The organism is Microbispora sp. NPDC004025 (assembly GCF_053604425.1).
Window position 1 is genome coordinate 889,540 of sequence record NZ_JBSGHN010000001.1, and the last position, 26,287, is coordinate 915,826.

A 26,287-nucleotide genomic window follows, 5' to 3' on the forward strand; every position below is an offset into this window, starting at 1 on the left:
AATCTCCCTTGACCTGCGGATCTTAACCGAATCGTTATTTCGGTCGGAAGGTACGCTCGAAGACGCGAAAATAGGACAAACCGGAAGTCCATCGGGAGTCGGCGACCTGCCAGTAGAGGGCGACGCAGCGGCCGTCGTCGAGCCTGAAGGCGCGGTCGAGCACCCGCACCCTGCCGGCGTCGGTCCTGTGCGTGAACTCCCAGTCCGCGGCGGGCACGCCGAGGTATTCCGTGTCCGTGACGCCGATGCGCTCGTAGTCGCGCAGGTACCCCTTCTTGGTCGAGGCCGCCTCCACCGTGCGCACCGCGGCCATCGGATCGGTGGTCTCCCACGGGGTCAGGTCCACCTGCAGGTAGTCACGCCCGCTCGGGTGGTGGAAGCGCACCCGGGTGGCCTCCCTGCTGTACGGGACCCAGCCGGAGGGCAGGGCGATCGAGAAGCCGAGCCGGTCGCGGTGGACCTTCCAGCCGGCGGGCAGCGCGGCCGCCGTCGGCGTGGGGGGTTCCGGGGAGGGTTCCTCGGACGGTTCCTCCGACGGCTCCTCGGTCGGTGTCTCCGAGGGTTCCGGTGTCGGCTCGGCGTCGCCCGAGGTGGGATCCGAGCCCGAGGTGGGGCCGTAGTCCGTCGGCGTGAGGTCCTCGGCGGCGGTCCCGCCGCCGGTCCGCGTGCTGTAGCCGTACCAGCCGCCCGCGGCGAGGGCCACGAGCAGCAGCGGTAACAGGACGAACAGCGCCACTCTGCCGGCGGAGCCGCGCCTCGCGGGGCGCGCGCCCGGTGCGGTGTGCGCGCCGTACGGATGGGCGCCGTACGGCGGAGGGGGGCCGGTCGGGCTCTGACTCCAGGGGCCGGGCTGGGGCCCGGGTCCCGGGGGAACGGGCTCCTGCCCGGCCGACAGGGCCGCGTTGAGCAGGGCGGCGGCCTCGGCCGCGCCGATGCGCCGGGCGGGGTCCTTGCGCAGCAGGCCCTCGAGCGCCGGCGTCAGTGCGCCCGCCCGCAGGGGCGGGGCGGGATCGTCGTGCAGGATGGCCGCCATCGTGGCCACGGGGGAGTTGCGGTCGAACGGGGTTCTGCCCTCGACCGCCGCGTACAGCGTGGCGCCGAGGGACCACAGGTCGGACTCGGGGGTCGCGGGGTGACCGTTCAGCCGCTCCGGGGGCATGAACGCGGGGGTGCCGGTGATGCCGCCGGTCATGGTCAGCCCGGCCTCCTCCGGCATCGTCGCGATGCCGAAGTCGGTGAGCACCACCCGGGTCTCTCCGTTGAGCAGCACGTTCTCCGGCTTGACGTCCCGGTGGAGCACTCCCGCGGCGTGCGCGGTGCACAGCGCGTCGAGCACCTGCAGGCCGATCGCGGCGACCCGGGCGGGCGGGAGCGGGCCCTGGTCGCGCAGCACCTGGCCCAGCGACCGCGACTGCACCAGCTGCATCACGATCCAGGGACGGCCGTCCTCCTCGATCACGTCGTGGACGACGACGACGTTCGGGTGGTCGATGCGGCCGGCCGCCCGCGCCTCCCGGATGGTGCGCCGGTTGAAGGTCTCCCTGTCCTCTTCCGAGGTGGGGTGGTAGAGCACCTCTTTCACGGCCACCGTGCGGTCGAGCAGATCGTCGTGGGCGCGCCAGACGACGCCCATGCCCCCGCGGCCGATCGGTTCGAGCAGGTGGTACCTGCCCGCCACCCGACGCTCCTCGTCCACCCTGTCCTCCTCCAAATCTTCTGAATGGTCCCACAGGCGGGCGTGCGGCCGTCCGCCCCGAACCCGGCGGGACCGGAGGAAGCGCGCGGTGAACGACGGGCGAACCCGATGCCCACTTGTTATCGGACGTTATATAAGAGGGATTCGGTCAGGCAGTGGCGCGACGACATGCGAAAACGTGACTTCTCACACTTTCCGTCGCGGTGCGGTTATATTTCGCGCGCCTTGTCCGGTTTATTCCCTTCTAATACTGTCCGCAGTGACTTTGTCGTTTCCCGAACCGGTGCTCCCCCCGAGACATCCCCCGTCCCCCGCCTGGAGGCGAGATGCGGTTACGCACGACGTTGTGCGGAAGATCCCCCTACGGCATGGCGCTCGGCGCCGCGGTCCTGGTGTCGGCCGCGCTCACGCTGACGCCGGCGTCCCCCGCGCAGGCCGACCCGGCCGGCAAGGCGCCCGCACGGTGCGGCACCGACCCGGACGCCCACCTGGCCGCAGTGCCCGCTCCGGAGCAGTTCTTCGGCTTCCCGCTGGGCAAGGGGCAGCCCCGGGTGCTCACGACCGAAGAGATCAAGAAGTACGTGGACGCCGTGGCGGGCGCCTCGGACCGCGTGGTCACGGGCACGGTGGCGCACAGCGTGACCGGCCAGGAGCTGCCGTACGCCATCGTGTCCGACTCCCACAACATGGTCCCGGGGCAGCTCAAGAAGATCGCGGACCAGATCCGCTCGCTGCGCGACCCGAGGTCGCTGAAGGCGGACAAGGCGGCGCGCATCGCCGCCGGCTCGCCCGCCATCGTGTGGATCGCCGGGAACGTCCACGGCGGCGAGAAGAGCGGCGCCGACGCCGCCCTCAAGACGCTGTACGAGCTGGCCGGCGGCCTGTCCTGCGATGTCGCCAAGCGCAACGACAACCTGGTCACGGTCATCATCCCGACCCAGAACCCGGACGGCCGCGACGCGAGCCGCAGGCAGAACGAGTACGGCTTCGACCTCAACCGGGACTGGTTCGCCCGCACCCAGCCGGAGACCGACGGCAAGATCGAGATGCTCCGCCGGTTCCCGCCGCAGGTCTTCGTCGACGCGCACGAGATGGGCGGGCGGCAGTACTTCTTCCCGCCCAACGCCGACCCGATCCACCATGAGATCCCCGACCAGCCGGTGGACTGGATCAACCGCATCGGCGCGGCGAACGCCGCGGGCTTCGGCTACAACGGCGCCTGCGGCGGCGCGGTCACCACCGAGTGCTACTTCAACTACGCGACCTACGACCTGTTCTACATGGGCTACGGCGACAGCGTCCCGGCCGCCGGCTTCGGCGCCGCCGGGATGACGTTCGAGAAGGGCAGCTCGTCGGCGGTCGAGGACCGGGTGCAGCAGCAGTTCGACACCCAGTGGGCGACGACCGGCTGGGCCGCCGACAACCGGCGCGAGATCCTGGACGGCTACTACTCCATCTGGCGGACCGCGCTCGCCGAGGGGGCCGCGGGCACGCTGGAGCCGAACGAGGTCGTCCAGCCGTCCAACACGGTCCGGTTCCCGGTGCCCGACGTGACGGTCCGGTCCTACTTCCTGCTGCCCGACCGGCAGCTCGGCGACGTGCGCCGGTTGGTCGAGCGGCTGCGCCGAATGGACGTCGAGGTCTACCGGGTGAGCAAGCCCGTCAAGGTGCCCTCCGCGCGGGTCTTCGGCGGCCGGACGGCCAGTGGCGTGACCGTCCCCGAGGGGGCCTACTGGATCCCGATGGACCAGCCGCAGAAGCACTGGATCCAGGCGGTCATGGGAGAGGACCCGTACGTCCCGTTCCCCTACTTCTACGACGTCTCCTCGTGGAGCAACCCGCTGCTCGCGGGCGTGAACGCCATCTCCACCGGCGACGCCCTGTCGCCGAAGGCCGACCTCGTCAAGGACGTCGAGGGCGGCGTGGTCTCCGCCGCGCCCCGGGGCGGGTCGTACTCCTACCCGATGGACTCGGCCGCCGCCTCCGAGCTGACCTTCCGGCTGCTCGGCGCGGGCGTGCCGCTCACGCGTGACGCCGGCAGCGGCGTCGTCGGCCTGCCCGCCGCGGCGACGAACCGCGGCGAGCTGGACAAGCTCGCCCGTTCGCTGGGCGTGACGGTCGAGGGCCGCGCCGCCCCGGCCTCCGGCGCCGCGCTGCGCGCGCCCGACGTCGGCCTGTTCGCCGGCACCGGCGTCTCCACCACCTCCGGGTCGTACGGCGAGGCCCGCTACGTGCTCGGCGACCGCTGGGGTCTCGACCTCAAGCCGGTGACGACGGCCGACGTCAACGGCAACACCCCGGCCTTCACCGGGCGGACCGTCCTGCTCGTCCCGGACGGCAGCAGCTCCAACGGCGGGCTCACGGCGCAGGGCCTGGCCAACCTCAGGCAGTGGGTGGCCGCGGGCGGCACGTACGTCGGGCTGCGCAACGAGGGCACCCGCGTCGCCAGGGCCGCCGGCCTCACCTCCACGACCGAGAAGGCCAAGCCGACCGGCTACCAGGTCATCGGCTCGCACTTCCGGGTGGACGTGACCCCCGGCACCCAGGTGTCCCTCGGCCGCCCGGCGGAGGACTTCCAGTTCAACAACGGCGACCCGATCCTCAGCCCCAGCCAGACCGGGGTCAACGTGCTCACCTACCCCTCCGACGACACGTTCTGGTCCAACGGCTACACCGTGGGCGCCGAGGCGCTCAAGGGCACCGTCTCCCTGGTCGACGAGCCGACCGGCGCCGGACACGCCGTGCTGTTCGCCTACAACCCGCTGTTCAGGGCGTATAACGAGAACGGCATCCACCTGCTCGCCAACGCGCTGCTGTATCCGGCAGGCGCGTCGCAGGCGTCGCCGCAGGCCAAGCAGCGAATCGCCCCGGCCCCGGATCCGCTGCGCGTCGCCGCGGCGGCGACGGAGGAGCCGCCGAACCTCGGCGGTGAGTGGCGGCCGATCGTCATCCAGGTGGCGGACGCCGATCTGGCGCGGACCCGCGCGGTGGTCGAGCGCTACACGGACACGGCGCTGACCGCGTCCGCGGACGGCTCGTCCTACGTCACGATCCCGAACCCCGACGGCCTGTCCGCCGACGAGCACCCGTTCGTCCGCGACCTGGTCCGCGATCTCGGCGCGGCGGGCATCCCGCTCCGCTCCGTCGTCGCCTGACCCTCGCCTGACCCCACCGAAAGGAACACACATGACATCGTCCCGTTCGCGCCGGGCGGCGCGGATCGGCGGCGCCGCGCTCGCGGCCGCGCTGCTGACCGCGACCCAGACGACCACGGCTCTCGCGGCCCCCGGCAACCCCGGGGAGCCGCGCTACTCCGCGGGCGCCCCCTCGCTCGGCGACCCGTACTTCCCCGACCAGGGCAACGGCGGCTACGACGTGCGGCACTACGACGTCACGTTCTCCTACGACCCCGCAACCAAGGTCATGGACGCCACGACGGTGATCACCGCGGTCGCCACCCAGGACCTCGACCAGTTCGACCTGGACTTCCAGGGCCCGGAGATCACATCGCTGACAGTGGGCAAGCACCCGGCCGGCTACCGGCGGGACGGGCAGGAGCTCATCGTCACGCCGCGGCCGAAGCTGAAGACAGGGGAGACTTTCACCGTCACGGTGACGTACACCGGGACGCCGCCGGTCATCACCGACCCCGACGGCTCGATCGAGGGCTGGGTGCCCACCGACGACGGCGTCTTCGTGCCGGGCGAGCCGCAGGGCGCGCCGGCGTGGCTGCCCTCCAACGACAGCCCCGCCGACAAGGCGACGTTCACCTTCCGGGCGACGGTTCCCGAGGGTGTCACGGTGGTCGGCAACGGCCGCCTGGTGTCCAAGACGACCGCGAACGGCAAGACGACGTTCGTGTGGGACTCGGCCGAGCCGATGGCGACCTACCTCGCCACGGTGACCCTGGGGAACTTCGTCGTGACCGAGACGACCACGCCGAGCGGCATCCCGGTCTACACGGCCGTGGACCCGCGTCTGGTGACCCAGTCGGCCGCGGCCGTCGCCCGGATCCCCGACATCCTGGAGTACTTCTCCTCGATCTTCGGGCCGTACCCCTTCAACCAGGCGGGCGCCATCATCGACCGCGCGCCGAACGTCGGCTACGCCCTGGAGAGCCAGACCAAGCCGATCTTCTCCAGCGCGCCCAGCGTCGGCACGATGGCGCACGAGCTCGCACACCAGTGGTACGGCGACAGCGTGAGCGTCGGCAAGTGGTCCGACATCTGGCTGAACGAGGGCTTCGCGACGTACGCGACCTGGCTGTGGACCGAGCACACCGGAGGCGCCACCGCCCAGCAGACGTTCAGCGGCGCGAGCAACTACGGCCGGGCGGCGACCTCGTCGTTCTGGCAGATCGTCACGGCCGACCCCGGCCCCGAGGACATGTTCGGCAACGTGCCGTACAACCGCGGCGCGATGACGCTGCACGCGCTGCGCGGCAAGATCGGCGACGCCGCGTTCTTCACGCTCATCAAGGACTGGGCGGCTCGGCACCGGTACGGCAACACGAGCACCGCCGAGTTCGTCGCGGCGGCGGAGAAGGTCTCGGGCATGGACCTGAAGGCGTTCTTCGACGTGTGGCTGTTCCAGAAGGGCAAGCCCGCCTCCTGGTGACCCCTCACCGGCGGCTCCCGTTCGCGGGAGCCGCCGGTTCCGGGTGCGCGCGGTTCAGGGACGCAGGTGCAGGGCGAGCTGGATCCGGTCGCGCAGGCCCAGCTTGCGCAGCACGCTGGACACGTGGTTCTTGACGGTCCCCTCGGTGATGAACAGCCGCGCCGCGATCTCCCTGTTGGCGGCCCCGGCGGCGACCATCCGCGCCACCTCCACCTCGCGGGCGGACAGCAGATCCTGGCCGCGGAAGGCGACCGGGCTCACCGGCAGATGCCGCAGCTCGGCGACCAGGCGGGCCGCCACCGGGCTGCCCAGCACGGTCTCCCCGCGGCTCACCCGGTGCACGGCCGAGACCAGCTCCTCCGGCGAGCAGTCCTTCAGCAGGTAGCCGGTCGCGCCGCCGCGCAGCGCGCCGAAGATGTACTCGTCCTCGTCGAACGTGCTGAGCACGACGACCGCCACCTCCGGGTGCTCGGCGGCCAGGCGGCCGATCAGCTCCACTCCGTTCATGCCCGGCATGCGCATGTCCACCAGCGCCACGTGCGGGCGGCGGCCGGAGATCACCCGCAGCGCCTCGTGCCCGTCGGCCGCCTCACCCACGACCTCGATGCCGTCCTCGACGTCGAGCAGCTTGCGCAGCCCCTCGCGCAGCAGTGCCTGGTCGTCCACCAGCACGACCCTGACCGGCGTCATGCCCGCACCTCCGACAACGGCAGCTCCGCGCGCAACTCGAACCCTCCGCCCGGCCTGTTGGCGCCGGCCAGCGTGCCGCCCAGGGCCCTGGCCCGCTCCGCAAGCGACGTCAGCCCGAAACCGCCGGCCGGCCGGTCGTCCCTGCCCTTCCCGTCGTCGCTCACCATGAGCACGACGCGGTCGTCGCCGAAGGCGAGCGTGCCGCGCACGTGCTCCGCCTTCGCGTGCCGCAGCGCGTTGGTGAGCCCTTCCTGCAGCACCCGGTAGAGGACGAGCTCGGTGTCGGGCTCGAGCCGCCGCTCCTCGCCCCGCACCTCGAAGCTCACGCTGATGCCGGTGCCGTCGAACGACGCCGCGAGCCGTCCGAGCGCGGCGCTGCCGACGCGGCCGTCCAGCGCGAGCGGCCGCAGCGCGCGCACCCAGCGCCGCGCGTCGGTCAGCGCCTCCGCGGTGAGCTCCTTGGCCTGGCGGACCTCCGCCCAGGCGGCCTCGGGGCGTCGCTCGCGGAAGCGCTCGGCGTTCTCCAGGCCCATCTTGATGACCGTGAGGTGGTGGCCGACCGAGTCGTGCATCTCCGCCGCCATCCGCGCCCGTTCCTCGGCCACGGCCAGCTCCCTGATGCGTTCCAGCAACCCCTGGGCCTCCTCGCGCCTGCGCCGCGCCTCCAGCGTGGAGGCCGCCATGCCGAGGCCGACCGCCGCGAACACCGCCATCGTGGCGGCCTGGGCGAAACCTTCCGTGACCGTCCTGCCCTCGATCAGGGGCACGACCGCGCACAGGGCCGTGACGCAGGACAGGAGAGCGGTCGCGACGCGCATGCCGTACACGAAGGCGAGGTTGGCCATCGCGATGAGGACCAGGGGCATGTGCGTCTCCACGGACCCCGTGACTCCCAGCGCGAGCGTCGCCGCCAGGAACAGCGGCGCCACCCAGCGGCGGCGCGCCGCCCGCTGCCACGGCAGCGCCGGCCAGAGCGCCGCGACCAGCACGACGTTGGCGGCGAACAGCACGTACTCCGGCAGGCCGCTGCCTCGGCCGGTCGCGACCGCCTCCGCGAGGCCGATGGTCAGCAGGGCCGTCATCGCCCAGAACGCGACGTTCAACAGGGACGGCCGATCGGCGTCGCGCAACCAGTCGAAACGCGCCATGACTCGACCCTAGATCTCCGCGGCGCGAATGTGACCGGCCGCCGGAAAAACATGACCGTGGTCATGGCCGCGGGGCGCGCTAGAAGACGGGCTCCGGCTGGGGGGCGACGGTGCCCCGGACGGCGTCGCAGTCCCGGCGGAGCACGGCGACGTGGAGTTCGTGCAGCTCGGCCGACGGGTCGAGACCGAGCTGGTCGCCGAGCACGGCCGTGGCGCGTCCCCAGGCGGAGATCGCCCCGGCCACGTCCCCGCCCAGGTAGTAGGCGCGCATGAGGTGCGCCCAGCTGGTCTCGCGGAAGGGGGCGTCGCCCAGCACCTCCAGGATCTCGGGGATGAGATCGGTCGTGCGGCCCAGGCCCAGGCGGGCCTCCACGAGGCGCTCCCGCACCGTCAGGTGCAGCTCGGCGAAGGCGGTGAACCGCGACCGCAGCAGTTCCGAGGCGGTGCAGTCCTGACCGATCGGCCCCTGCCACAGATCGAGCGCCCCGCTGAGCGCCTCCTCCGCCGCGCGGGGCTGCCGGTCGCGCAGCCGGGCGAAGCCTTCCATGGCGAGCCGCCTGAACATGACCGCGTCCACCTCCTCGGGCACGGCGAGCAGGCGGTAACCGCCTTCGCCGCCGCCTCCCCGCAGTGTGACCAGGCGGTCGCGCAGCCCGAGGGCCGCCAGCCCGGTACGCAGCCGGGCGACGTGCAGTCTCAGGTTCTTGCGGGCCGAGCCGGGCGGATCCTCCCACAGGTATCTCATCAGTTGCTCCACCGGCACCGAGCGTCCCTCTTCGAGCAGCAGCGCGGCGAGCAGCCCCCTCACCGGGGCCGATCCGATGGCCAGGGACGCGTCGTCGTCGCCGACCTGAACACGTCCCAGCAGGCGGAAGAGCATGTCGTGGCCTTTCTCGGGCACTCGATTCTGCGGCCTCATGGAGGGCCGGAACACCGCGCGGCGGGTGGGAAGGGCCGGGACGGCCGCGTGAGCGCGGGGGCTCGCCTTCTCACGTCCCACGGCCAACGCGTCGCTCCCAGCGCGTCCACGTTGACGGGCCTGGCCGTTGTTCTCATCCTGCCGGTGTACGAGACGGACGAGGATAGCCAGTTGACCGGCATTAACGGTCTTTAGTGGACAGGTGTGCGCGCCTCAGCAGGGGCAGGCCACCGTGTGGTCCAGGCAGCGGGTGATCTTCGCGAGCGTGCGGGACAGCACCGCCTCGGTCAGGTGGTTGTGGCTGACGAGGAAACCGTTCCGGGGTCGCACCAGGCCGCTCCACTCGTACCGCGCGGTGGTCGGCGTCACGATCCCCCGCCGTTCGAACGCCAGGGCGATCCGGCCGGCGGGCACGTCGGGACGCAGTTCGACGTGCACGTGCGACCCCGACCGGGTGCCGCTCAGCCGCTCCACGGCCGGGTGATCCGCCAGGGCCTCCACCACGAGCTGCCGCTTGGCCTGGTACGCGTGACGCAGCCGGTCGACGCGGGCCCGGGTCTCGGCCGAGCCGAGCATCTCGGCCACGGCGCGCTGCGCCACCGTGACCGTGCCCGACTGCCGCAGCGACAGGTGCTCGGCCAGCTGCCGCAGCCGGCGCCCGCGGGCGAGGATGTAGCCGGTGCACACCACGTCCGGGAGCAGCCGGCACAGGCAGCCCACGTAGAGGACGTCGTCGGTGCGGTCCCGGCTCAGGTCCCACAGCGACTGCGGCCGGATCGCCTCGGTGAAGTCGTGGTCCCGGTCGTCCTCCACGATCAGCGCGCCACGGGTGACGGCCAGCTCGACCAGCGCGCGCCGCCGCGACAGGGACAGTTCCACCCCGAGCGGCATCTGGTGGGAGGGGCGCACCACGACCGCCCCCGCGGCGCGGGGCACGGCCTCCACCAGCGCCCCGTCGGCGTCCACCGGCACGGGCACGGTGACGACGTCGTGCTGGCGCAGCAGCCGGATCACCGTGGGCAGGCAGGGATCCTCGACCGCCGCGACGGTGCCCGGCTGCATCGCGACCGCCGCCACCAGGTCCAGCGACTGCCGGGCCCCGGTGGTGATCAGCACGTTCGCCGGATCGGCGTCCAGTCCGCGTACCGCCCGCAGGTGCGCGGCCACCGCGCGGCGTAGCACCGCCTCGCCGGGCCCCTCCACCACCTCCGGGATCCGGTGCGCGGCCCGGCGCCACGCGGCCCGCCACACCGGCACCGGGAAGTCCTCCCCGGACGGCTGGTCGGGGGACAGGTCGACGAGCGTCCTGCGGGCCCGGTCCGTAGGCGGCTTGCCCCGGTGCGGCTCCCCGGCGGCCTTCTCCGGCCGGGCCCGCCTGACGTAGGTCCCCGACCTGCGCCTGCTCTCGATCAGGTTCTCGGCTTCCAGCGTGCGATAGGCCTCCTGCACGACCGGCCGGGACACCCGCAGCAGCTCGGCGAGGGTCCGGCTGGACGGCAGGCGGGTGTCCGGCGGCAGGCGGCCGTCCAGGACGGCCTGCCTCAGCTGCCTGGCCAGTTGCGCCGCCATCGACTCGGCAGAACCACGTGCCAGCTCGACATAGATCGACAGAGTCGTCGACGTCCGCATCATGCCCCTTCGGCTGTCCTCCGTCGCGTTCCAGGAGAAGGCAATCTCAGACGACTTTCAGTTCGCTTACAGAAGCGTTGCAAAACGCGGCGGGCCTTGAACGCGCGGACGCTCGGGAGCGGCCCCCGCCCCGGGCTTGAACCTGCCGCAACGGGAGGTCGTAGCGTTGCGGGCGTGATCGGGGCAGACGACGCCGGACGGCGGTGGTCCATCGGCGAGCTGGCGCGCGCGACCGGGATGACGGTGCGAGCGCTGCACCACTACGACGAGATCGGGCTGCTGACCGCGAGCGAACGCACGCCCTCGGGACATCGCCGGTACAGCGAGCGCGACCTGCGCCGACTGTACCGGGTGCGGGCGCTGCGCGCGCTCGGCCTGTCTCTGGAGGAGGTCGCGGCCGTCCTGGCGGGCGCCGCGGACGACCCGGAGTCGCTGCGCCACCTACTGGCGGCGCAGCTGAGCAGGCTGGAGGAGCACGCGCAGCGGATCGAGGCGCTCCGGGGCCGGGTCGGCGAGATGCTCGGCCGGCTGGACGGCCCGTCCGCCCCCGATCCCGGCTGGTTCATGACGACCCTGGAGATGATGTCGGTGTACGAAAGCCACTTCACGCAGCAGCAGCGGGAGCGACTGGCCGAGCGCAGGGACGCGCTGGGAGCCGAGGCCGTCGAGGCGGCCAAGCACGAGTGGACGGGACTCGTCGAGGAAGGGCTGCGGCTCATCGAGAGCGGCGTCCCCGCGGACGACCCGCGCGCCCGGGACCTCGTACGCCGCTGGGACGCGCTGGCGGGCGGATTCCACCCCGAAGGACCGGCCGGCGCGGAGACCAAGGCGGCCGCGCGGAGGCTCTGGCAGGACAACAGCGCGGAGATCGGCCGGAGCCTGCCCTGGCCGGCGGAGCGGATGACCGGGCTGGTCTCCTACCTGGAGCAGGCCCGCCGGGCCGGCTGAGGTCCGGGGACCGAGGCGCCCGGTCCCGCTACTTCTTCGCCGGCTTGAAGGTCGCGGCCATGGTCTCGAAGAGCTTCTTCTTCTTTTTCCAGTCCTTGTCCTGGGTCTTGTAGAGCAGCGCGTAGCCGTTGTTCTTGTCGGTGACGAAGCCGCGGTCGATCACCCGGGACCGGTAGCGGCTGTCGCCGAAGGTGAACTCCCAGTCGGCCGCGGTCTTCCAGTAGCCCTTGACCTCTCTGATGGCGATGAGCTTGTAGCCGGGGAAGTTCCGGCTCATGCCCGGTACGTCGCGCCGCCAGACCTTCAGCGCGTCCGACTCGGGGCTGGAGGTGTGGTGCACCTCCAGGTAGGTGTGGGAGTCCCCGCGGAAGCGAACCTCGCCGTTCCCGCTGCCGTCGGCGTGCCACCCCTTCGGCAGCGCGATGGAGAACCCGCTCGGGTGCTTGTACTTGTGCCAGCCGTCGGGGACGTCCCCGGGACCGGGGTCGTCGCTGCTCGGGGAGGGCTCGGGGGACGCCGACGCCGCCGGCTCGTCCGAGGAGGACGCCGACGGCTCGGCGGAGGACGGCGCGGCCGAGGAGGGCGCCGAGGCGGAGGGCTTCTCGGTGGTCTTCCCGGTCGACGGGTCCGACCCGGCGGCGGGTTTGCCCCCCGGGTCGCTCCCGCCCGACCGCACCCCGAAATACCCCGCGACGCCCGCGATGACCAGCAGCGCGGGGATGAGGACGAGCGCGACCTTCAGCAGTCCGCCCGGCGACTTGGGCTCGACCGGGGTGGTGGACGCGGCGTGCCACGCCGCCCCGCCCTGCCCCGGCGGCGCCGCGGGCTGCTCCTGCCGCAGCCCGGCGAGCCGGTCGCCGGCGTCGGCGATCCCGCGGTCCTCCTGCGCGACCGCACCGCCGGCCGTGCCGACCTTGGTGGTGTCGTCCTTGTCGTCCTTCCCGCCCTCCTCGTCCTTGCTGTCCTTGTCGTCCGTCGCCTCGTCGCCGTCGACGGAGGGCGTCGTACGGGCGGGCGGGGCGGCCTGCACGCCGGTCTCCGGCATGGGCGCCGGGGCGTCCTCCGCCCGAGGGGGCGCGGGGTCGTCCTGGACGACGGGGATGGGCGAGGTGATCTCACCGGGGCCCGCGGCCGCGTCGCCGGGCTCCGCGGACTCCGCGGGCTCCACGGGTGGCGCGGGCGGCGCGGGACGCTCGGCGCGCCGCGCCGGGGGCTCCGGCGGGGAGGACACGGGCGGGTACGGCGCCGAGCCCCGGGGTGCCTTGCCCTCGGCCGCCGCTGCGGGCCGGGACGGCGGCGGGGCCAGCGGGGCCAGGTCCCGCGACGCCCGCTTGAGCAGACGGGTCAGTTCCTCGTAACCGGGCCGGTCCGCGGGCTCCTTGCCGAGCATCCGCAGCAGCACGGGACCGAGCGCGCCCGCGCGCCGCGGCAGGGCGGGGTCCTCGTTCAGCACGGCGTGCATCGTGGCCATCGCCATGCCGCGGTCGTGCGGGGGCTTGCCCTCGACCGCCGTGTACAGCGTGGCGCCCAGCGACCACAGGTCCGACTCGCGCTGCGCGGCCTCGCCGCGGAGCCGTTCGGGGGCGATGAAGGCGGGGGTGCCGACCAGGCCGGTGCGGGTCATCGTGGAGTCGGCTTCGAGCCGGGCGATGCCGAAGTCGGTCAGGACCACCCGGCCGTCGTCGGTGAGCAGCACGTTCTCGGGCTTGACGTCGCGGTGCAGCACGCCCTGCCGATGCGCGGCGCGCAGCGCGTCCAGGATCTGCAGCCCGATCTCGACGGTCCGCTCGGGGGACAGCGGGCCGTCCTCCCTGATCACCTGCCCGAGCGAGCGGGACGGCACCAGCTGCATGATGATCCAGGGCCGGTCGTCCTCCTCGATCACGTCGTGGACGACCACCACGTTCGGGTGGGTGAGACGCCCGGCGGCCCGGGCCTCGCGCATGGTCCGGCGGTTGAGGTCGCTGAGCTCGTCGCCCATGGCGCTGTCGTAGCGGACCTCCTTCACCGCGACCGCGCGGTCCAGCAACTCGTCGTGGGCGCGCCAGACGACGCCCATGCCACCCCGGCCGATCGGCTCCACCAACTGGTACCGGCCTCCGACGAGCCGGCCTTCCGCACGCGACACTCGAACCCCTTCCTGGACTCATGAATCGTCCCACGGATGGCAAAGGGATCAACCGCGTCCATCGCCGACGATCCCGAAATCCGAGACAGATCGGTTCGAGTCGTGGCCCGTCGCTGCTAAGGTCCTAGTTATGGGTACGTACAGCTCGTTTACGAGGCCGGCTCCGGGAGGGCCGGTCGCGTGACGATGAGCTAGCGACCATCCGGAGCCGGCTTGAGGCAGGGACGCCAGCGTCTCTGCCTTTTTCGTTTCGCACGTCCGGTTTTCGCACGCGGCCACGGAGGAACCCACATGTCGAAGGCAGCCCAACTCGACCGCGACGCCGTGCGGATCGGTGATCTCGTGATCGGCGACGGGCTACCCGTGGTGGTCGTCGGCGGTCAGGACGCCCGCTGGCTGCGCCTGCGCGGCGACGGCGGCCCGCCCGCTGAGGTCGCGGTCGCCGAGGCCAGGGCGAGCTGGGCGGGCCCGCTGCTGGTGGAGCCCGCCTCGGCCGCCGACCTGCCCGCCGTGGCCCGGCACGCCGACGGAGTGGTGGCCGGGGCGGCCTGGGCGTGCGATCCCGGCCTCGTCCGCGCCGCGGCCCGGCTCGGGTTGCCCGTCGTCCTGCAGCGGGGCGTCGTGGGCGGGCGTACGGCGACGCTGGAGGAGTGGCTGACCGCGGTGGACGACTGCGCCGCCGAGGGCAACGAGGCGATCGTGCTCTGCGAGAGCGGCGGGCGCGCGGAGCCGGAGGACGCCGCCCCCGACCTCGGGCTCATGCGCGCGGCGCGGGAGCGCACCGGCCGCCCCGTGCTCGCCGGGCTGGGCGGCGACGGCGCGCTGGCGGACGCGGCGGTGGCGGCGGGGGCGGACGGCCTGCTGGTCGGCCCGGGCGCGCCCGTGCGGGCCCTCGCGGCGGCGCACGAGGCGGCGACCGTCGTGGCGGCGGTCGTGCGGCCGGAGGCGCCCGAGACCATCGACGGGGCCCGGAGCGCGATCGACCGCGTGGACGCGGCCCTCGCCACGCTCCTCGAACGCCGGGCCGGGCTGGCCGGGCGGATCCAGCGCCTCAAGCCCGTCGGCGGTTTCCGGGGCCGGGACATGGAGCGCGAGCGCCGCCTCGTCGCGGCCATGGCCCGCCGCGCCCCCAGCCTCGGCGCCGGGCTGCTCGCCCCGATCATGAACGCCGTGATCGAGGCCGGACTGCGCCTGTCGGAGGAGACGCGGGACGGCGAGGACCGGAGATAAACTCTGCTTCACCTGAGTCCCACTGGTTCGCGATCACGGCGTAGGCTCTGGTCCGCGGTCCGGTGACGATGGGGGTCTCATGGGTGATTCGTTTGTGCATCTGCACGTCCACACCGAGTACTCGATGCTCGACGGAGCGGCGCGGCTGAAGCAGATGTTCAAACTCGTGGGCGAGCTGGAGATGCCCGCGATCGCGATCACCGACCACGGCAACATGCACGGCGCCTACGACTTCTACAAGCAGGCGACCGCCGCCGGGGTGAAGCCCATCCTCGGCATCGAGGCGTACGTCGCGCCCGAGTCGCGCATGCACAAGAAGCCGGTGTTGTGGGGTGAGCCGCACCAGAAGAGCGACGACGTCTCGGCGGGTGGCTACTACACCCACATGACGATCTGGGCGCGGAACAAGGCCGGGCTGCAGAACCTGATGAAGCTCAGCTCGCGCGCCTACACCGAGGGCTTCGTCCGCAAGTGGGCCCGGATGGACGCCGACATCCTCGCCGAGCACGCCGAGGGCCTTATGGCCACCACCGGCTGCCCCTCCGGCGAGGTGCAGACCCGCCTGCGGCTCGGCCAGTACGACCAGGCGCTCAAGGCCGCGGCGAAGTACCAGGAGATCTTCGGGAAGGACAACTACTTCCTGGAGATCATGGACCACGGCCTCGACATCGAGCGGCGGGTCCGCGACGGCCTCATCCGCATCAGCCGGGAGCTGGACATCCCGCCGGTCGTCACCAACGACTCCCACTACACCTACGAGTCCGACGCCGCCGGCCACGACGCCCTCCTGTGCATCCAGACGGGCAAGCAGCTCAGCGACCCCGACCGGTTCCGGTTCGACGGCAGCGGCTACTACGTCAAGTCCGCCGACGAGATGCGGGCGGTCGACTCCTCCGACATCTGGCAGGAGGGCTGCCGCAACACGCTGCTGGTGGCCGAGAAGGTCGACCCCGAGGGCTTCTTCCCGTACCACAACCTGATGCCGACCTACCCGATCCCCGAGGGGCTGACGGAGGAGGAGTACTTCCGGCAGCAGGTCTGGGAGGGCATGAAGCGCCGCTTCCCGGGCGGCGTGGACGAGGAGCACCGCGCCTGGGTCGAGAACGAGATCGGCGTCATCCTCCAGATGGGCTTCCCGAGCTACTTCCTCGTGGTCGCCGACTTCATCATGTGGGCGAAGAACAACGGCATCCGGGTCGGTCCCGGCCGTGGCTCGGCCGCCGGCTCGCTGGTCGCGTACGCGCTGGGCATCACCGACCTCGACCCGATCCCGCACGGCCTGATCTTCGAGCGGTTCCTCAACCCCGAGCGCGTCTCGATGCCCGACATCGACATCGACTTCGACGAGCGCCGGCGCGCCGACGTGATCCGCTACGTGACCGAGAAGTGGGGCGCCGACAAGGTCGCCATGATCGCCACGTTCGGCACCATCAAGGCGAAGGCGGCCGTGAAGGACGCCGGCCGCGTCCTCGGCTACCCGTACGCGCTGGGCGACCGCATCTCCAAGGCGTTCCCCCCGGCCGTGATGGGCAAGGACATCCCGCTGTCGGGCATCTTCGACGCCGACCACCCGCGCTACAACGAGGCGGGCGAGCTGCGCAAGCTGTACGAGGAGGACGTCGACGTCAAGGCGACGATCGACCTCGGGCGCGGCCTGGAGGGCCTGATCCGGCAGACCGGCGTGCACGCCGCGGGCGTCATCATGTCGGCCGAGCCGCTGACCGACCACATCCCGATCATGCGCCGCGACTCCGACGGCGCGATCATCACGCAGTTCGACTACCCGACCTGCGAGACGCTCGGCCTGCTGAAGATGGACTTCCTGGGCCTGCGCAACCTCACGATCATCGACGACTGCCTGAAGATGATCGAGGGCAACACCGGGAACAGGATCGAGCTGCTCGACCTCCCGCTCGACGACACCAAAACGTACGAGCTGCTGGCCAAGGGCGACACGCTCGGCATCTTCCAGCTGGACGGCGGCGGCATGCGCACGCTGCTGCGGCTGATGAAGCCCGACAACTTCGAGGACATCTCCGCGGCCCTCGCGCTCTACCGGCCCGGCCCGATGGGCGCCAACTCGCACACCAACTACGCCCTGCGCAAGAACGGCCAGCAGGAGATCACCCCGATCCACCCCGAGCTGGAGGAGCCGCTCAAGGACATCCTCAGCACGACCCACGGCCTGATCGTGTATCAGGAGCAGGTCATGGCCATCGCGCAGAAGGTGGCCAACTACACGCTCGGCGGCGCCGACCTGCTCCGCCGCGCGATGGGCAAGAAGAAGAAGTCCGAGCTGGACAAGCAGTTCGAGTTCTTCGAGAAGGGCATGAAGGAGAACGGGTTCTCCGCCGCGGCCATCAAGGCCCTGTGGGACATCCTTCTCCCGTTCTCCGACTACGCGTTCAACAAGGCCCACACCGCCGGATACGGCCTGGTGTCGTACTGGACCGCCTACCTCAAGGCCAACTACCCGGCCGAGTACATGGCGGCGCTGCTGACCAGCGTCAAGGACGACAAGGACAAGTCGGCCCTCTACCTCAACGAGTGCCGTCGCATGGGCATCACGGTGCTCCCGCCGGACGTCAACGACTCCGACTTCGACTTCACCCCGCGCGGCACCGACATCCGGTTCGGCCTGTCGGCCATCCGCAACGTCGGCGCGAACGTCGTGGACGGGATCATCGCGGCGCGCAAGGAGAAGGGCAGGTTCACCGACTTCAAGGACTTCCTGCGCAAGGTTCCGGCGGTCGTCTGCAACAAGCGGGTCATCGAGTCGCTGATCAAGTCGGGCGCGTTCGACTCGTTCGGGCACGTCCGCAAGGGCCTGCTGATGGTCCACGAGCAGGCCGTGGACGCGATCATCGACATCAAGAAGAACGAGGCCATCGGCCAGGACTCGCTGTTCGGCGCGATCGACGGCGGCGAGGACCAGACCTTCGACGTGCAGATCCCGCCGGGGGAGTGGGACAAGACGACGCTGCTGCAGTTCGAGCGGGAGATGCTCGGCCTGTACGTCTCCGACCACCCGTTGTTCGGCGTCGAGCACATCCTGTCGGCGGGCGCCGACTGCTCGATCGCGGCGCTGCAGGACGACAGCCGCCCCGACGGGCAGGTCGTCACGGTCGGCGGCATCCTGTCGGGCCTGCAGCGCAAGGTGACCAAGAAGGGCGACACCTGGGTCCTCACGATGCTGGAGGACCTGGAGGGCTCGATCGAGGTCATGATCTTCCCGTCGGCCTACCAGCTCTGCGCGACCGTGCTCGCCGAGGACGCGATCGTCTTCGTCAAGGGCCGGATCGACAAGCGGGAGGACGTCGCGAAGATCATCGCGATGGAGGTGACCGCGCCGGACCTCACCGTCGAGTCGGGCGGGCCGCTGGTGGTGAGCATGCCGATCAACCGCTGCACGCCGCCCGTCGTCGGCCGGCTCAAGGAGGTGCTCACCACTCACCCGGGGACCACGGAGGTCCACCTCCAGGTGCACAACGGGCCGCGTACGACGGTCATGCGGCTGGACGACCGGCTCCGCGTGAGCCCCTCGCCGGCCCTGATGGGCGACCTCAAGCAGCTGCTCGGTCCGGCCTGCCTGGCCGGCTGACCGGCCGCTCGGCCTCCCGCTCCCGCTTCTTCTTCTCCTTTTTCTCCTTCTTGCGCTGCTTCTCCAGCGCCTCCTTCAGGCCCGGCGTGAACCCGCCGCCGAACCGGGCCATGTCGGGCGGGACGAAGCCGTACACGGGGACGTCCCGTAGCGCCGCGCGCATCGAGTCCACCCAGATCGGACCCGGCAGCGAGGCGCCCTGCACCGAGCCGTAGTAGCGGCCGCCGATGGTGACGCCGGTGAGCGGATAGCGGTAGGAGCCGCGGATGTCGCCCACGCTCACGGCGGCCGCGAGGCCCGGGGTGTACCCGGCGAACCAGGCCGAGGTGTACCCGTTGTTGGTGCCCGTCTTGCCCGCGGCGGGCCGCCCGATGGACTGGCCGCGCATCGTGCCCTTGGTGAAGACCCCCGTGAGCACATGGCTCACCGCGTCGGCGACCTCGGGCTCGATCGCGCTCACGCACGCCGGCGGAATTTCGGTGCGGGTGCCGTCGCGTTCCACCACGGCGGTGATGGCCAGCGGCCGGCAGTAGCGGCCACGGGCGGCCAGCGCCGCGTACGCCGCCGCCACGGTGGTCGGGTCCATCTCGTTGGCCCCCAGCGTGAACGTCGGCACCTCGTGCAGCGGCGCGCCGTCCGCCCGCCTGATGCCCAGTGACCTGGCCGTCTGCACGACGTCGCACAGGCCGACCTCGCGCTCCAGCCGCATGTAGAAGATGTTCACCGACTGCCAGGTGCCCATCTCCAGGCTGTACGGCCCGCCGCCGCCCTCGCCACCCGCGTTGTGGATGACGGTTTTCGGGTCGTTGACGGCCCTGCCCGAGCAGTCGCGATAGCCGTACGACGGGACGTACGAGCCGGGGATCGTGAAGCCGTCGCCGAACCGCATCCCCTGCTTGAGTGCGGTGGCCAGCGTGAACACCTTGAACGTGGAGCCCGCCTGCAGGCCGAGCCCGCCGCCGTGCGCCGTGTCGGCCGCCAGGTTGTAGGTGGTGGCGGGCCCGAGGTCCCGGTCGTGCGGGTTGCGCCCGTACCGTTTGCTCACCGCCATCGCGCGGATGTGACCGGTGCCCGGCTCGATCATCGTCTCCGACGCGACCTGGTTGTCACGCGGTCTGACCCGCGCGGCGATGGCACGCGCCGCGGCCCGCTGCGCGACCGGGTCGACGGTCGTCCAGATGGTCAGCCCGCCCCGCTGCAGACGCCGCTCCCGGTCGGCCCTGGTGTAGCCGAACGCGGGGTTGCCGAGCACCTCGCGTTCCACGTACACGCAGAAGAAGGGGTAGGCGCTGCCGGCGCAGCCGCCGGGCTCGGGCCGCAGGCGCAGCCCCAGCGGCTCGGCGGCGGCGGTGCGCGCCACGTCGCCGTCGATCACCCCGAGCTCGGCCATCCGGTCCAGGACCAGGTCGCGCCGGGCCCGCAGCCGGTCCCTGTGCTCGTCGCCCAGGGAGGGATCGGTGTCGTACGGCGTGCGCACGGCGCCGGCGAGCGTCGCGGCCTGCGTGAGCGTCAGGTCGGCGGCGTCGACGCCGAAGAACCGCTTGGCCGCGGCCTGCACGCCGAACGCCCCCGCGCCGAAGTAGGCGATGTTGAGGTAACGCTCGAGGATCTGGTCCTTGGTGTATTTGCGCTCCAGCGCCAGCGCGTACCGCAGCTCGTCGAGTTTGCGGCGGAACGAGCGCACGAGGGCCTGCGCCCGCTCGTCCTCCGACTCGGCCTGGTTCAGCATGATGTTCTTGACGAGCTGCTGGCTGATGGACGAGCCGCCCTGCCGGATCCCGCCGGCCCGGGTGTTGGTGACGAAGGCGCGCAGCGTGCCCTTGAGGTCGAGGCCGCCGTGCTCGTAGAACCGGGCGTCCTCGATGGCGACGATGGCCCGGCGCATGACCGGGGCGACCGCGCTCAGCGGCACCGACTGCCGGTTCTGGTAGTAGAACTGCGCGATCTGACGCCCGTTGCGGTCGAGCAGCCGTGTCACCTCGGGCAGCGGCTCCTCGCGCAGCGGCGCGGGCAGGTAGGTGAGAGTGGACGCGGCGCTCCTGGCCGCCAGGCCGGCTCCGCCCACGAAGGGCATGGCCAGCCCGGCGACCAGGGTGCCCCCGGCTGTGCCGCACAGGCCCAGCGCGAGGACGGCGCGCCCGACGGTGACGCCGAGAAGACGAGAGGTCACGGGATATCAGTGCGACCTCCGGCGTTTGTCCAAACCCGGGAGCCGTAAAGCTTTACGTGATCCTGTTGATCTTCAATCCGAGCGAGGTGAACTGTTCGAACGGTCTGTGGTAACCGCGTTCGATGTGGTTGACGCCCCGCAGGGTCGAGGTGCCCTCGGCCACGGCGGCGGCCAGCACCGCGGAGAACCCGGCGCGGATGTCGGGGAGCGTGACGTCGGCCCCGCGCAGATTGGAGACTCCGCGTACGACCGCCGAGTGCTTGGCGTTGGTGTCGTGGTAGCGGCACGCCGGGCCGCCCAGGCACTGGGCGAACACCTCGATCTCGCACCCCATCTTCTGCAGCGCGGGCACGTACACGAGCCGGTTCTCGAACACCGTCTCGTGCAACACCGACATGCCCTCGGCGCGGGTGAACAGCACCATCAGCGGCGTCTGCCAGTCCGTCATGAAACCGGGGTGGGTGTCGGTCTGCACCGCCGCCGCCCGCAGGCCGTCCGGGGCCGAGGCGCACAGCCACTCGTCGGTTATCTCGAACCGCGCGCCCATCCTCGCCAGCGTGGTGATGGCGGTCACGAGCCGGTCCTGGTGGCAGCCGTGCACGCGCACCTCGCCGCCCGTCACCAGGCCCGCCACCAGGTAGGAGAACGCCTCGATGCGGTCGCCGGCCAGCCAGGTGGAGGCGCCGTGCAGCTTCTCGACGCCCTCGATGACGATGCGCCGGTCCGGGCTCAGCTCGATCATCGCGCCCATGCGCTGGAGGAACAGCGCCAGCTCCACCACCTCGGGCTCCATCGCCGCGCCCTTGATGACGGTCTTGCCCTCCGCGAGCACCGCCGTCATGAGGATCGTCTCGGTGGCGCCCACGCTGGGGTAGGGGAGCGTGATGCGGTTGCCGCGCAGGCGGCTCGCCTTGGCGGTGATGCCGTTGTCGCCGACCTCGATCTCCGCGCCCATCGACCGCAGCGCCTCGACGTGGAAGTTCACCGGCCGCCTGCCGATGGGGTCGCCGCCGACGAGGGGGACGAACGCCTCGCCCGCCAGGTGCAGCAGCGGGCCGAGCATCAGGATCGGGATGCGGTTGAGCCCGGTGTACTCCTCCGGCACGCGCGGCCGGATCTCGCTGCCCCGCTCGATGGTGATCTCACCCGGGGTGATCTCCACATGGATGCCGAGGGCTTCGAGCATGGCGGCGGTCAGCCCCACCTCGCCGACCTCGGGGGCGTTGTGCAGCGTGCTCGGGCCCGTCCCGAGCATCGCCGCCACCATGTGCTTGGAAACCGCGTTCTTCGATCCCCGGACCTCCACGTCCCCCCGCAACGGGCCGGACGGGTCGATCTGCCATACCTCTTCGCTCACTCGGCCTCCTTGGCCAACACCGATGCCGTGCGTCCCCTGCACCCGGCTTCAGCAAGAGTAACGGGATCGGTCCCGATTACCATGTGGGTACTATCGGGACGGTGCGGCATCTGAGGGGCAATCTGGCTACGACCGTCGTGACCGTCCTCGTGCTCGCCGTTCTCGGCGTGGTCGCCGGGTACGTCTGGTCGGCGCTCGCCCCCGCCACGCGGTACGTGCTGGTCGACGGGACGCCGCACCTGGCCGACCCGGAGACGCAGTCCCTCATCGAGGCCGACGGCTGGTTCGCCGCCGTCACCGGCGCGTTCGGCCTGGTCTGCGCGGTCGCGGGGTACGTGCTGTCGCGCGACCGGCCGGTCGAGGTCCTCGTGGGGCTCGCGAGCGGCGGGCTGCTCGCCGGGTACGTCGCGATGCTGGTCGGCGGCACGGCCAAGGGCGTGGTCCAGGCGGCGGGACCGGACGGCTACACCACCACGGCCTCGCTGGACCTGACCGCGTACGGCGTGCTGTTCGCCTGGCCGCTCGTCGCCACCGCGGTCTTCTGGGTCATCGAGTTCGCCGTGACGTACAACCAGCGCGGCCGCTAGGCCTCGTCGCTCCTGTCGAGGACCGGCTCGGTCCGCCACAGACCGGTCGCCTGCTCGAAGGCGTGCCCGAGACGCAGGACGTCCATGTCGGCCCACGGCCTGCCGACGATCTGCAGGCCGACCGGCAGGCCCTCGGGCGTGAACCCGCACGGCACCGACATCGCGGGCGCGTGCAGCACGCTGATCCAGTAGCACGAGCGCATCCATGCCAGGTAGTCGGGCATCTCCACCCCCGCCACCTCCGTGACGTACGGCTGCTCGACCGGGAACGGCGGCACCTGGCTGACGGGCGCCACGAGGAATTCGTACCGGCCGAAGAACTCCCGCATGCGGTGGAACAGCCCGGTGCGCAGCCGCTCGGCCCGGGCGAGGTCGGCCCCGGTGACCTTCCGCCCCTGCTCCACGTTCCAGGCCACGTTGGGACCAACCTCGGGCAGGTCGCCGAAACTGAGCGCGTAGTACCACGACCGGTAGACGCGGAACGCCTCGTCGGCGTCGGACAGGTCCAGGTCCACCTGCTCGACCTTGGCGCCCAGCCCGGCCAGCGTCTCGGCCGCCCGCGCCGTCGCCGCGGCCGTCCGCGGGTCGACCGGGAGGCCGCCCAGGTCGGGGCTGAAGGCGACGCGGACGCCGGCGAGGTCCATGTTGGCGGGGTGCAGGTCCAACGGTGCCGCGAACGCCGAGCCGTCCTCGCGAATCGAGAACGGCGAGACCGGGTCGAACCCGGCGACGGCCGACATGAACAGCGCCAGGTCGGCGGCCGTGCGGGCCATCGGACCCGGCACGCTGAGCGTGAACCAGGCCGCCGTCGCCGACTTGGCGGGCACCCGCCCGGGGGTGGGCCGCAGGCCCGCCACGTTGCAGAACGACGCGGGGTTGCGCAGCGACCCGCCCATGTCGGAGCCGTCGGCGAGCGGCACCATCCGGCACGCCAGCGCCGCCGCGGCGCCGCCGCTGCTGCCGCCCGCGCTCTTCGACAGGTCGTAGGGGTTGCGCGTCGCCCCGAACACCTCGTTGACCGTGTGCGAGCCGGTGCCGAACTCCGGGGTGTTCGTCTTGCCGAGCGCGATCGCGCCCGCCTCGCGGATGCGCCGCACCAGCGGGTCGTCCTCGGTGGGCACGTGGTTCGCGAAGGCCGGTGAGCCGTACGTGGTCCGCACGCCCGCGGTGTCGGCGAGGTCCTTGTGCGCGACCGGGATGCCGTGCAGCGGGCCGCGCACGTGCCCGCGCCGCAGGTCCTCGTCGGCGCGCGCGGCCTGGTCGAGCGCCCGCTCCGCGGTCAGCGTGACGACGGCGTTGACCCGCGGGTTCGTCTCGTCGATGCGCCGCAGGCAAGCCTCGGCCAGTTCGACCGCGCTCACCTCGCGGGCCCGGAGCAGCGCGGCCATCTCGGTCGCGGTGAGGCCGGCCAGTTCGTTCATATCTCCCCGTTCCCTACGGTCTCCGGCCAGTTTCACGGCCTGCGAGCCGGACGGGCGACGGCAACACTCGACAGGTTCAGGCCTTGGCGATGGGGGCGGTCACCGCCTGGGCGAGCCGGATGAGGTTGCCCGGCGCCGTCTCGATCTGCAGGCCACGCCGCCCGGCGGAGAAGTAGATCGTCTCGAAGCCGAGCGCCGACTCGTCCACCACGGTCGGCAGCCGCTTGCGCTGCCCGAGCGGGCTGATGCCTCCCACCACGTAGCCGGTGACCCGCTCCACCTTCGCCGCGTCGGCCATCGCCGCCCGCTTGCCCTTCAGCGCCGCGGCGAACGCCTTGAGGTCGAGCTTGCCCGCGACCGGCACGACCGCGACCGCCAGGCCCGCCTCGGTCTCCGCCACCAGCGTCTTGAAGATCTGCTCGTACGGCAGGCCGAGCGCGTCGGCCGCCTCCTCGCCGTACGCCTGGGCGTTCGGGTCGTGGTCGTAGGGGTGAAGGGTGAACTCCGCCTTGGCCTGCGTGAGGGCGACGGTCGCCGGAGTGCCCTGGCCGCCCTTGCTCTTGGTCTTGCTCACGGCGGCAAGCCTAGTGCGGACGCCCCTTCGTCACCGCAGGGCGGAGCGTACGGCCTCGGGGGAGCGGGCGACCACGGCGGTCCCGTCGTCGGCGGTGATGATCGGCCGCTGGATCAGGATCGGGTGAGCGGTCATGGCCTCGATCCACCGCCCGCGAGCCGCCTCGTCGCGCGGCCACGACTCGATGCCCAGCTCCGCCGCGACGGGCTCGCCGAGGCGGGCGACGTCCCAGGGTTCCAGCCCGAGACGCCGCAGCATCTCTGCGAGCTCCTCCGCGCTCGGCGGGTCCTCCAGGTAGTGCCGAATCGTGTACCCGGCGCCCTCGGCGTCCAGCAGGGACAAGGCCGACCGGCACTTCGAGCAGGCCGGATTGATCCAGATCTCCATGGGGTCATTGTCCCGCGCCGCGGTGCGAGCGGGCCCGTCAACGCTGCCGGAAAGGCGCGAACCGGCCGAGGTAGGTGAAGGCCCAGCGGTCGTTGCCGGCCCTCCGGCGGGTGTAGCGGTCGGGGTGCTGGTAGCGGTCGCGGTTGTGGAACTGGCAGGCCGGGCCCAGGAGTTTGAGGTCGGTCAGGCCGCCGGTGCTCCAGTTGTCGGCGTGGTCGATCTGGCATTTGGTGGCGGGGAGGGGGCAGCCGTCGATCCAGCAGGTGGCGTAGCGGGCGAAGACGGCCCGCCGCTGGGCCGGGGTGGCCAAGCGGACCTTGCGGCCCATGTCGAGCACCTGTCCGTCGGCGTCCATGACCAGGCGCATGAGGGTGGAGGTGCGGGCCAGGCGGTGCACGCCGGCGATGGGCAGCACCTGCCCGGTCGCCAGCAGCAACCCCGGCGCCGTCCCCAGCAGTGGACCCCACGCCGCGCCCGGCCCTGCCCCCGGCAGCCCTCCGGACTCCGCTCCCGGTGGCGACCCCGGCTCTGATCCCCGGGCGCCGGGCGTCCCCGGCTCTGGTCCGGACGTGCCGGACGGGGTTTCCGTGCCTCCCGGCCCATGCCGGGCATCCCCCGCAGGCCGAGGCCCGGCGTGGGTGTGAGGGGCACAGGTGTCCCCAGGAGGATCAGGCGAGTGCCACTTGCCCCACCGTGACTCCCGCGAGTGCGACTCCTGCCGCTGTGGCGTGCTCTGCTGCGACGAGCCTCGCTGTGACTCCCTCCGCTGTGGGCTTTTCGCCTGCGCGCGTCTGGTCGCGTCATTGCTGGGCTGCACGTCACGGGGCCCGGTCGCCGGGTCTGCGCCGTTGGCGGCGCTCTGGTCGGCGTTCTCCACGGCGGCCCCTGCGGATACGTCGGCATCGGCGCCTACTGCGGAACCGGCTGCCTCGGCCTCCTCGGCGTCACCGCTCTCCGCAACGTCGACAGGGTCGGCGGGGCTAGTGCTGCCGACGTCAGTCGGGTCGTCCTCCTCGGCGGAGGCACTGATGTCCTCGCTGTCCCGGCCGGCCTGGCTGTCCCGACTGTCCCGGCTGTCCTCGGGGTGGTAGGCGCTCGCGGGGTGGCCGGCACTTCCAGCGTGCTCGGGGGCGTGCTCGGGGGTGGGGTCGGTGGGGAGGGATTCGGCGTTGACCAGGACCAGAA

General features: G+C 71.9%; 18 protein-coding genes. 6 read left to right on the forward strand and 12 right to left on the reverse strand.

The annotated features are described in order from the left end of the window. Positions 1-34 precede the first annotated feature (34 nt). On the reverse strand, positions 35-1,696 hold the full coding sequence (locus tag ACWEQG_RS04340) for a serine/threonine-protein kinase (RefSeq protein ID WP_452281607.1): 1,662 nt from the start codon (positions 1,694-1,696) through the stop codon (positions 35-37). A 326-nt stretch (positions 1,697-2,022) separates the two neighbouring features. Here ACWEQG_RS04340 and ACWEQG_RS04345 point away from each other — a divergent pair, with 326 nt between their 5' ends. Continuing rightward, positions 2,023-4,851, forward strand: a complete 2,829-nt coding sequence (locus tag ACWEQG_RS04345) for a M14 family zinc carboxypeptidase (RefSeq protein WP_452281609.1) — start codon at positions 2,023-2,025, stop codon at positions 4,849-4,851. Positions 4,852-4,882: 31 nt separating this feature from the next. Then, positions 4,883-6,313, forward strand: a complete 1,431-nt coding sequence (locus tag ACWEQG_RS04350) for a M1 family metallopeptidase (protein ID WP_452281611.1) — start codon at positions 4,883-4,885, stop codon at positions 6,311-6,313. A gap of 54 nt (positions 6,314-6,367) precedes the next feature. On the opposite strand, the gene ACWEQG_RS04355 is transcribed toward ACWEQG_RS04350, so the two are convergent. From ACWEQG_RS04355 to ACWEQG_RS04370, 4 genes are all read right to left on the reverse strand, one after another. Beyond that, complete coding sequence (locus tag ACWEQG_RS04355; protein ID WP_363466981.1) at positions 6,368-7,003, reverse strand: response regulator transcription factor; 636 nt, start codon at positions 7,001-7,003, stop codon at positions 6,368-6,370. Beyond that, positions 7,000-8,151, reverse strand: a complete 1,152-nt coding sequence (locus ACWEQG_RS04360; RefSeq protein ID WP_452281613.1) for a sensor histidine kinase — start codon at positions 8,149-8,151, stop codon at positions 7,000-7,002. The genes ACWEQG_RS04355 and ACWEQG_RS04360 overlap by 4 nt, the downstream gene beginning before the upstream one ends. A gap of 79 nt (positions 8,152-8,230) precedes the next feature. Then, the gene (locus tag ACWEQG_RS04365) at positions 8,231-9,052 is read right to left on the reverse strand and encodes an AfsR/SARP family transcriptional regulator (protein ID WP_452281615.1); all 822 of its coding nucleotides are present in this window, start codon (positions 9,050-9,052) and stop codon (positions 8,231-8,233) included. Between the two features lie 231 nt (positions 9,053-9,283). After that, on the reverse strand, positions 9,284-10,702 hold the full coding sequence (locus ACWEQG_RS04370) for an aminotransferase-like domain-containing protein (RefSeq protein WP_452281616.1): 1,419 nt from the start codon (positions 10,700-10,702) through the stop codon (positions 9,284-9,286). A gap of 171 nt (positions 10,703-10,873) precedes the next feature. On the opposite strand from ACWEQG_RS04370, the gene ACWEQG_RS04375 reads away from it, so the two are divergent. Further along, a complete protein-coding gene (locus ACWEQG_RS04375) occupies positions 10,874-11,647 on the forward strand; it encodes a MerR family transcriptional regulator (protein WP_452281618.1) in 774 nt (257 codons plus the stop codon). 28 nt (positions 11,648-11,675) lie between these two features. Here ACWEQG_RS04375 and ACWEQG_RS04380 read toward each other — a convergent pair whose 3' ends face one another. After that, on the reverse strand, positions 11,676-13,775 hold the full coding sequence (locus ACWEQG_RS04380; RefSeq protein ID WP_452281619.1) for a protein kinase domain-containing protein: 2,100 nt from the start codon (positions 13,773-13,775) through the stop codon (positions 11,676-11,678). Positions 13,776-14,066: 291 nt separating this feature from the next. Between ACWEQG_RS04380 and ACWEQG_RS04385 the strand changes: the two genes are divergently transcribed. Together ACWEQG_RS04385 and dnaE are read left to right on the forward strand one after the other, a co-directional pair. After that, a complete protein-coding gene (locus ACWEQG_RS04385) occupies positions 14,067-15,005 on the forward strand; it encodes a chorismate mutase (protein WP_452281621.1) in 939 nt (312 codons plus the stop codon). A gap of 79 nt (positions 15,006-15,084) precedes the next feature. Beyond that, complete coding sequence (gene dnaE / locus ACWEQG_RS04390) at positions 15,085-18,606, forward strand: DNA polymerase III subunit alpha (RefSeq protein ID WP_452281623.1); 3,522 nt, start codon at positions 15,085-15,087, stop codon at positions 18,604-18,606. On the opposite strand, the gene ACWEQG_RS04395 is transcribed toward dnaE, so the two are convergent. Together ACWEQG_RS04395 and murA are read right to left on the reverse strand one after the other, a co-directional pair. Beyond that, positions 18,569-20,776, reverse strand: a complete 2,208-nt coding sequence (locus ACWEQG_RS04395) for a transglycosylase domain-containing protein (protein ID WP_452281625.1) — start codon at positions 20,774-20,776, stop codon at positions 18,569-18,571. The two genes, dnaE and ACWEQG_RS04395, sit on opposite strands and share 38 nt — an antisense overlap. Positions 20,777-20,828: 52 nt before the next feature. Further along, positions 20,829-22,133 (reverse strand): UDP-N-acetylglucosamine 1-carboxyvinyltransferase, encoded by a 1,305-nt coding sequence (murA, locus tag ACWEQG_RS04400; RefSeq protein WP_363472415.1) that lies wholly within the window; start codon positions 22,131-22,133, stop codon positions 20,829-20,831. A 101-nt stretch (positions 22,134-22,234) separates the two neighbouring features. Here murA and ACWEQG_RS04405 point away from each other — a divergent pair, with 101 nt between their 5' ends. After that, positions 22,235-22,720, forward strand: coding sequence for a hypothetical protein (locus ACWEQG_RS04405; protein WP_452281627.1), 486 nt, complete (start codon positions 22,235-22,237; stop codon positions 22,718-22,720). On the opposite strand, the gene ACWEQG_RS04410 is transcribed toward ACWEQG_RS04405, so the two are convergent. The 4 genes from ACWEQG_RS04410 to ACWEQG_RS04425 all read right to left on the reverse strand — a co-directional run bounded on the left by ACWEQG_RS04410 (position 22,717) and on the right by ACWEQG_RS04425 (position 25,538). Then, positions 22,717-24,141: an amidase gene (locus tag ACWEQG_RS04410; protein ID WP_452281629.1), complete on the reverse strand. Its 1,425-nt coding sequence runs from the start codon at positions 24,139-24,141 to the stop codon at positions 22,717-22,719. The two genes, ACWEQG_RS04405 and ACWEQG_RS04410, sit on opposite strands and share 4 nt — an antisense overlap. Positions 24,142-24,217: 76 nt before the next feature. After that, positions 24,218-24,715, reverse strand: a complete 498-nt coding sequence (gene ybaK, locus ACWEQG_RS04415) for a Cys-tRNA(Pro) deacylase (protein WP_363472420.1) — start codon at positions 24,713-24,715, stop codon at positions 24,218-24,220. 30 nt (positions 24,716-24,745) lie between these two features. After that, positions 24,746-25,102: an arsenate reductase family protein gene (locus ACWEQG_RS04420; RefSeq protein ID WP_452281631.1), complete on the reverse strand. Its 357-nt coding sequence runs from the start codon at positions 25,100-25,102 to the stop codon at positions 24,746-24,748. Between the two features lie 37 nt (positions 25,103-25,139). Further along, a complete protein-coding gene (locus ACWEQG_RS04425) occupies positions 25,140-25,538 on the reverse strand; it encodes a DUF222 domain-containing protein (protein WP_452281633.1) in 399 nt (132 codons plus the stop codon). Between the last annotated feature and the right edge of the window lie 749 nt (positions 25,539-26,287).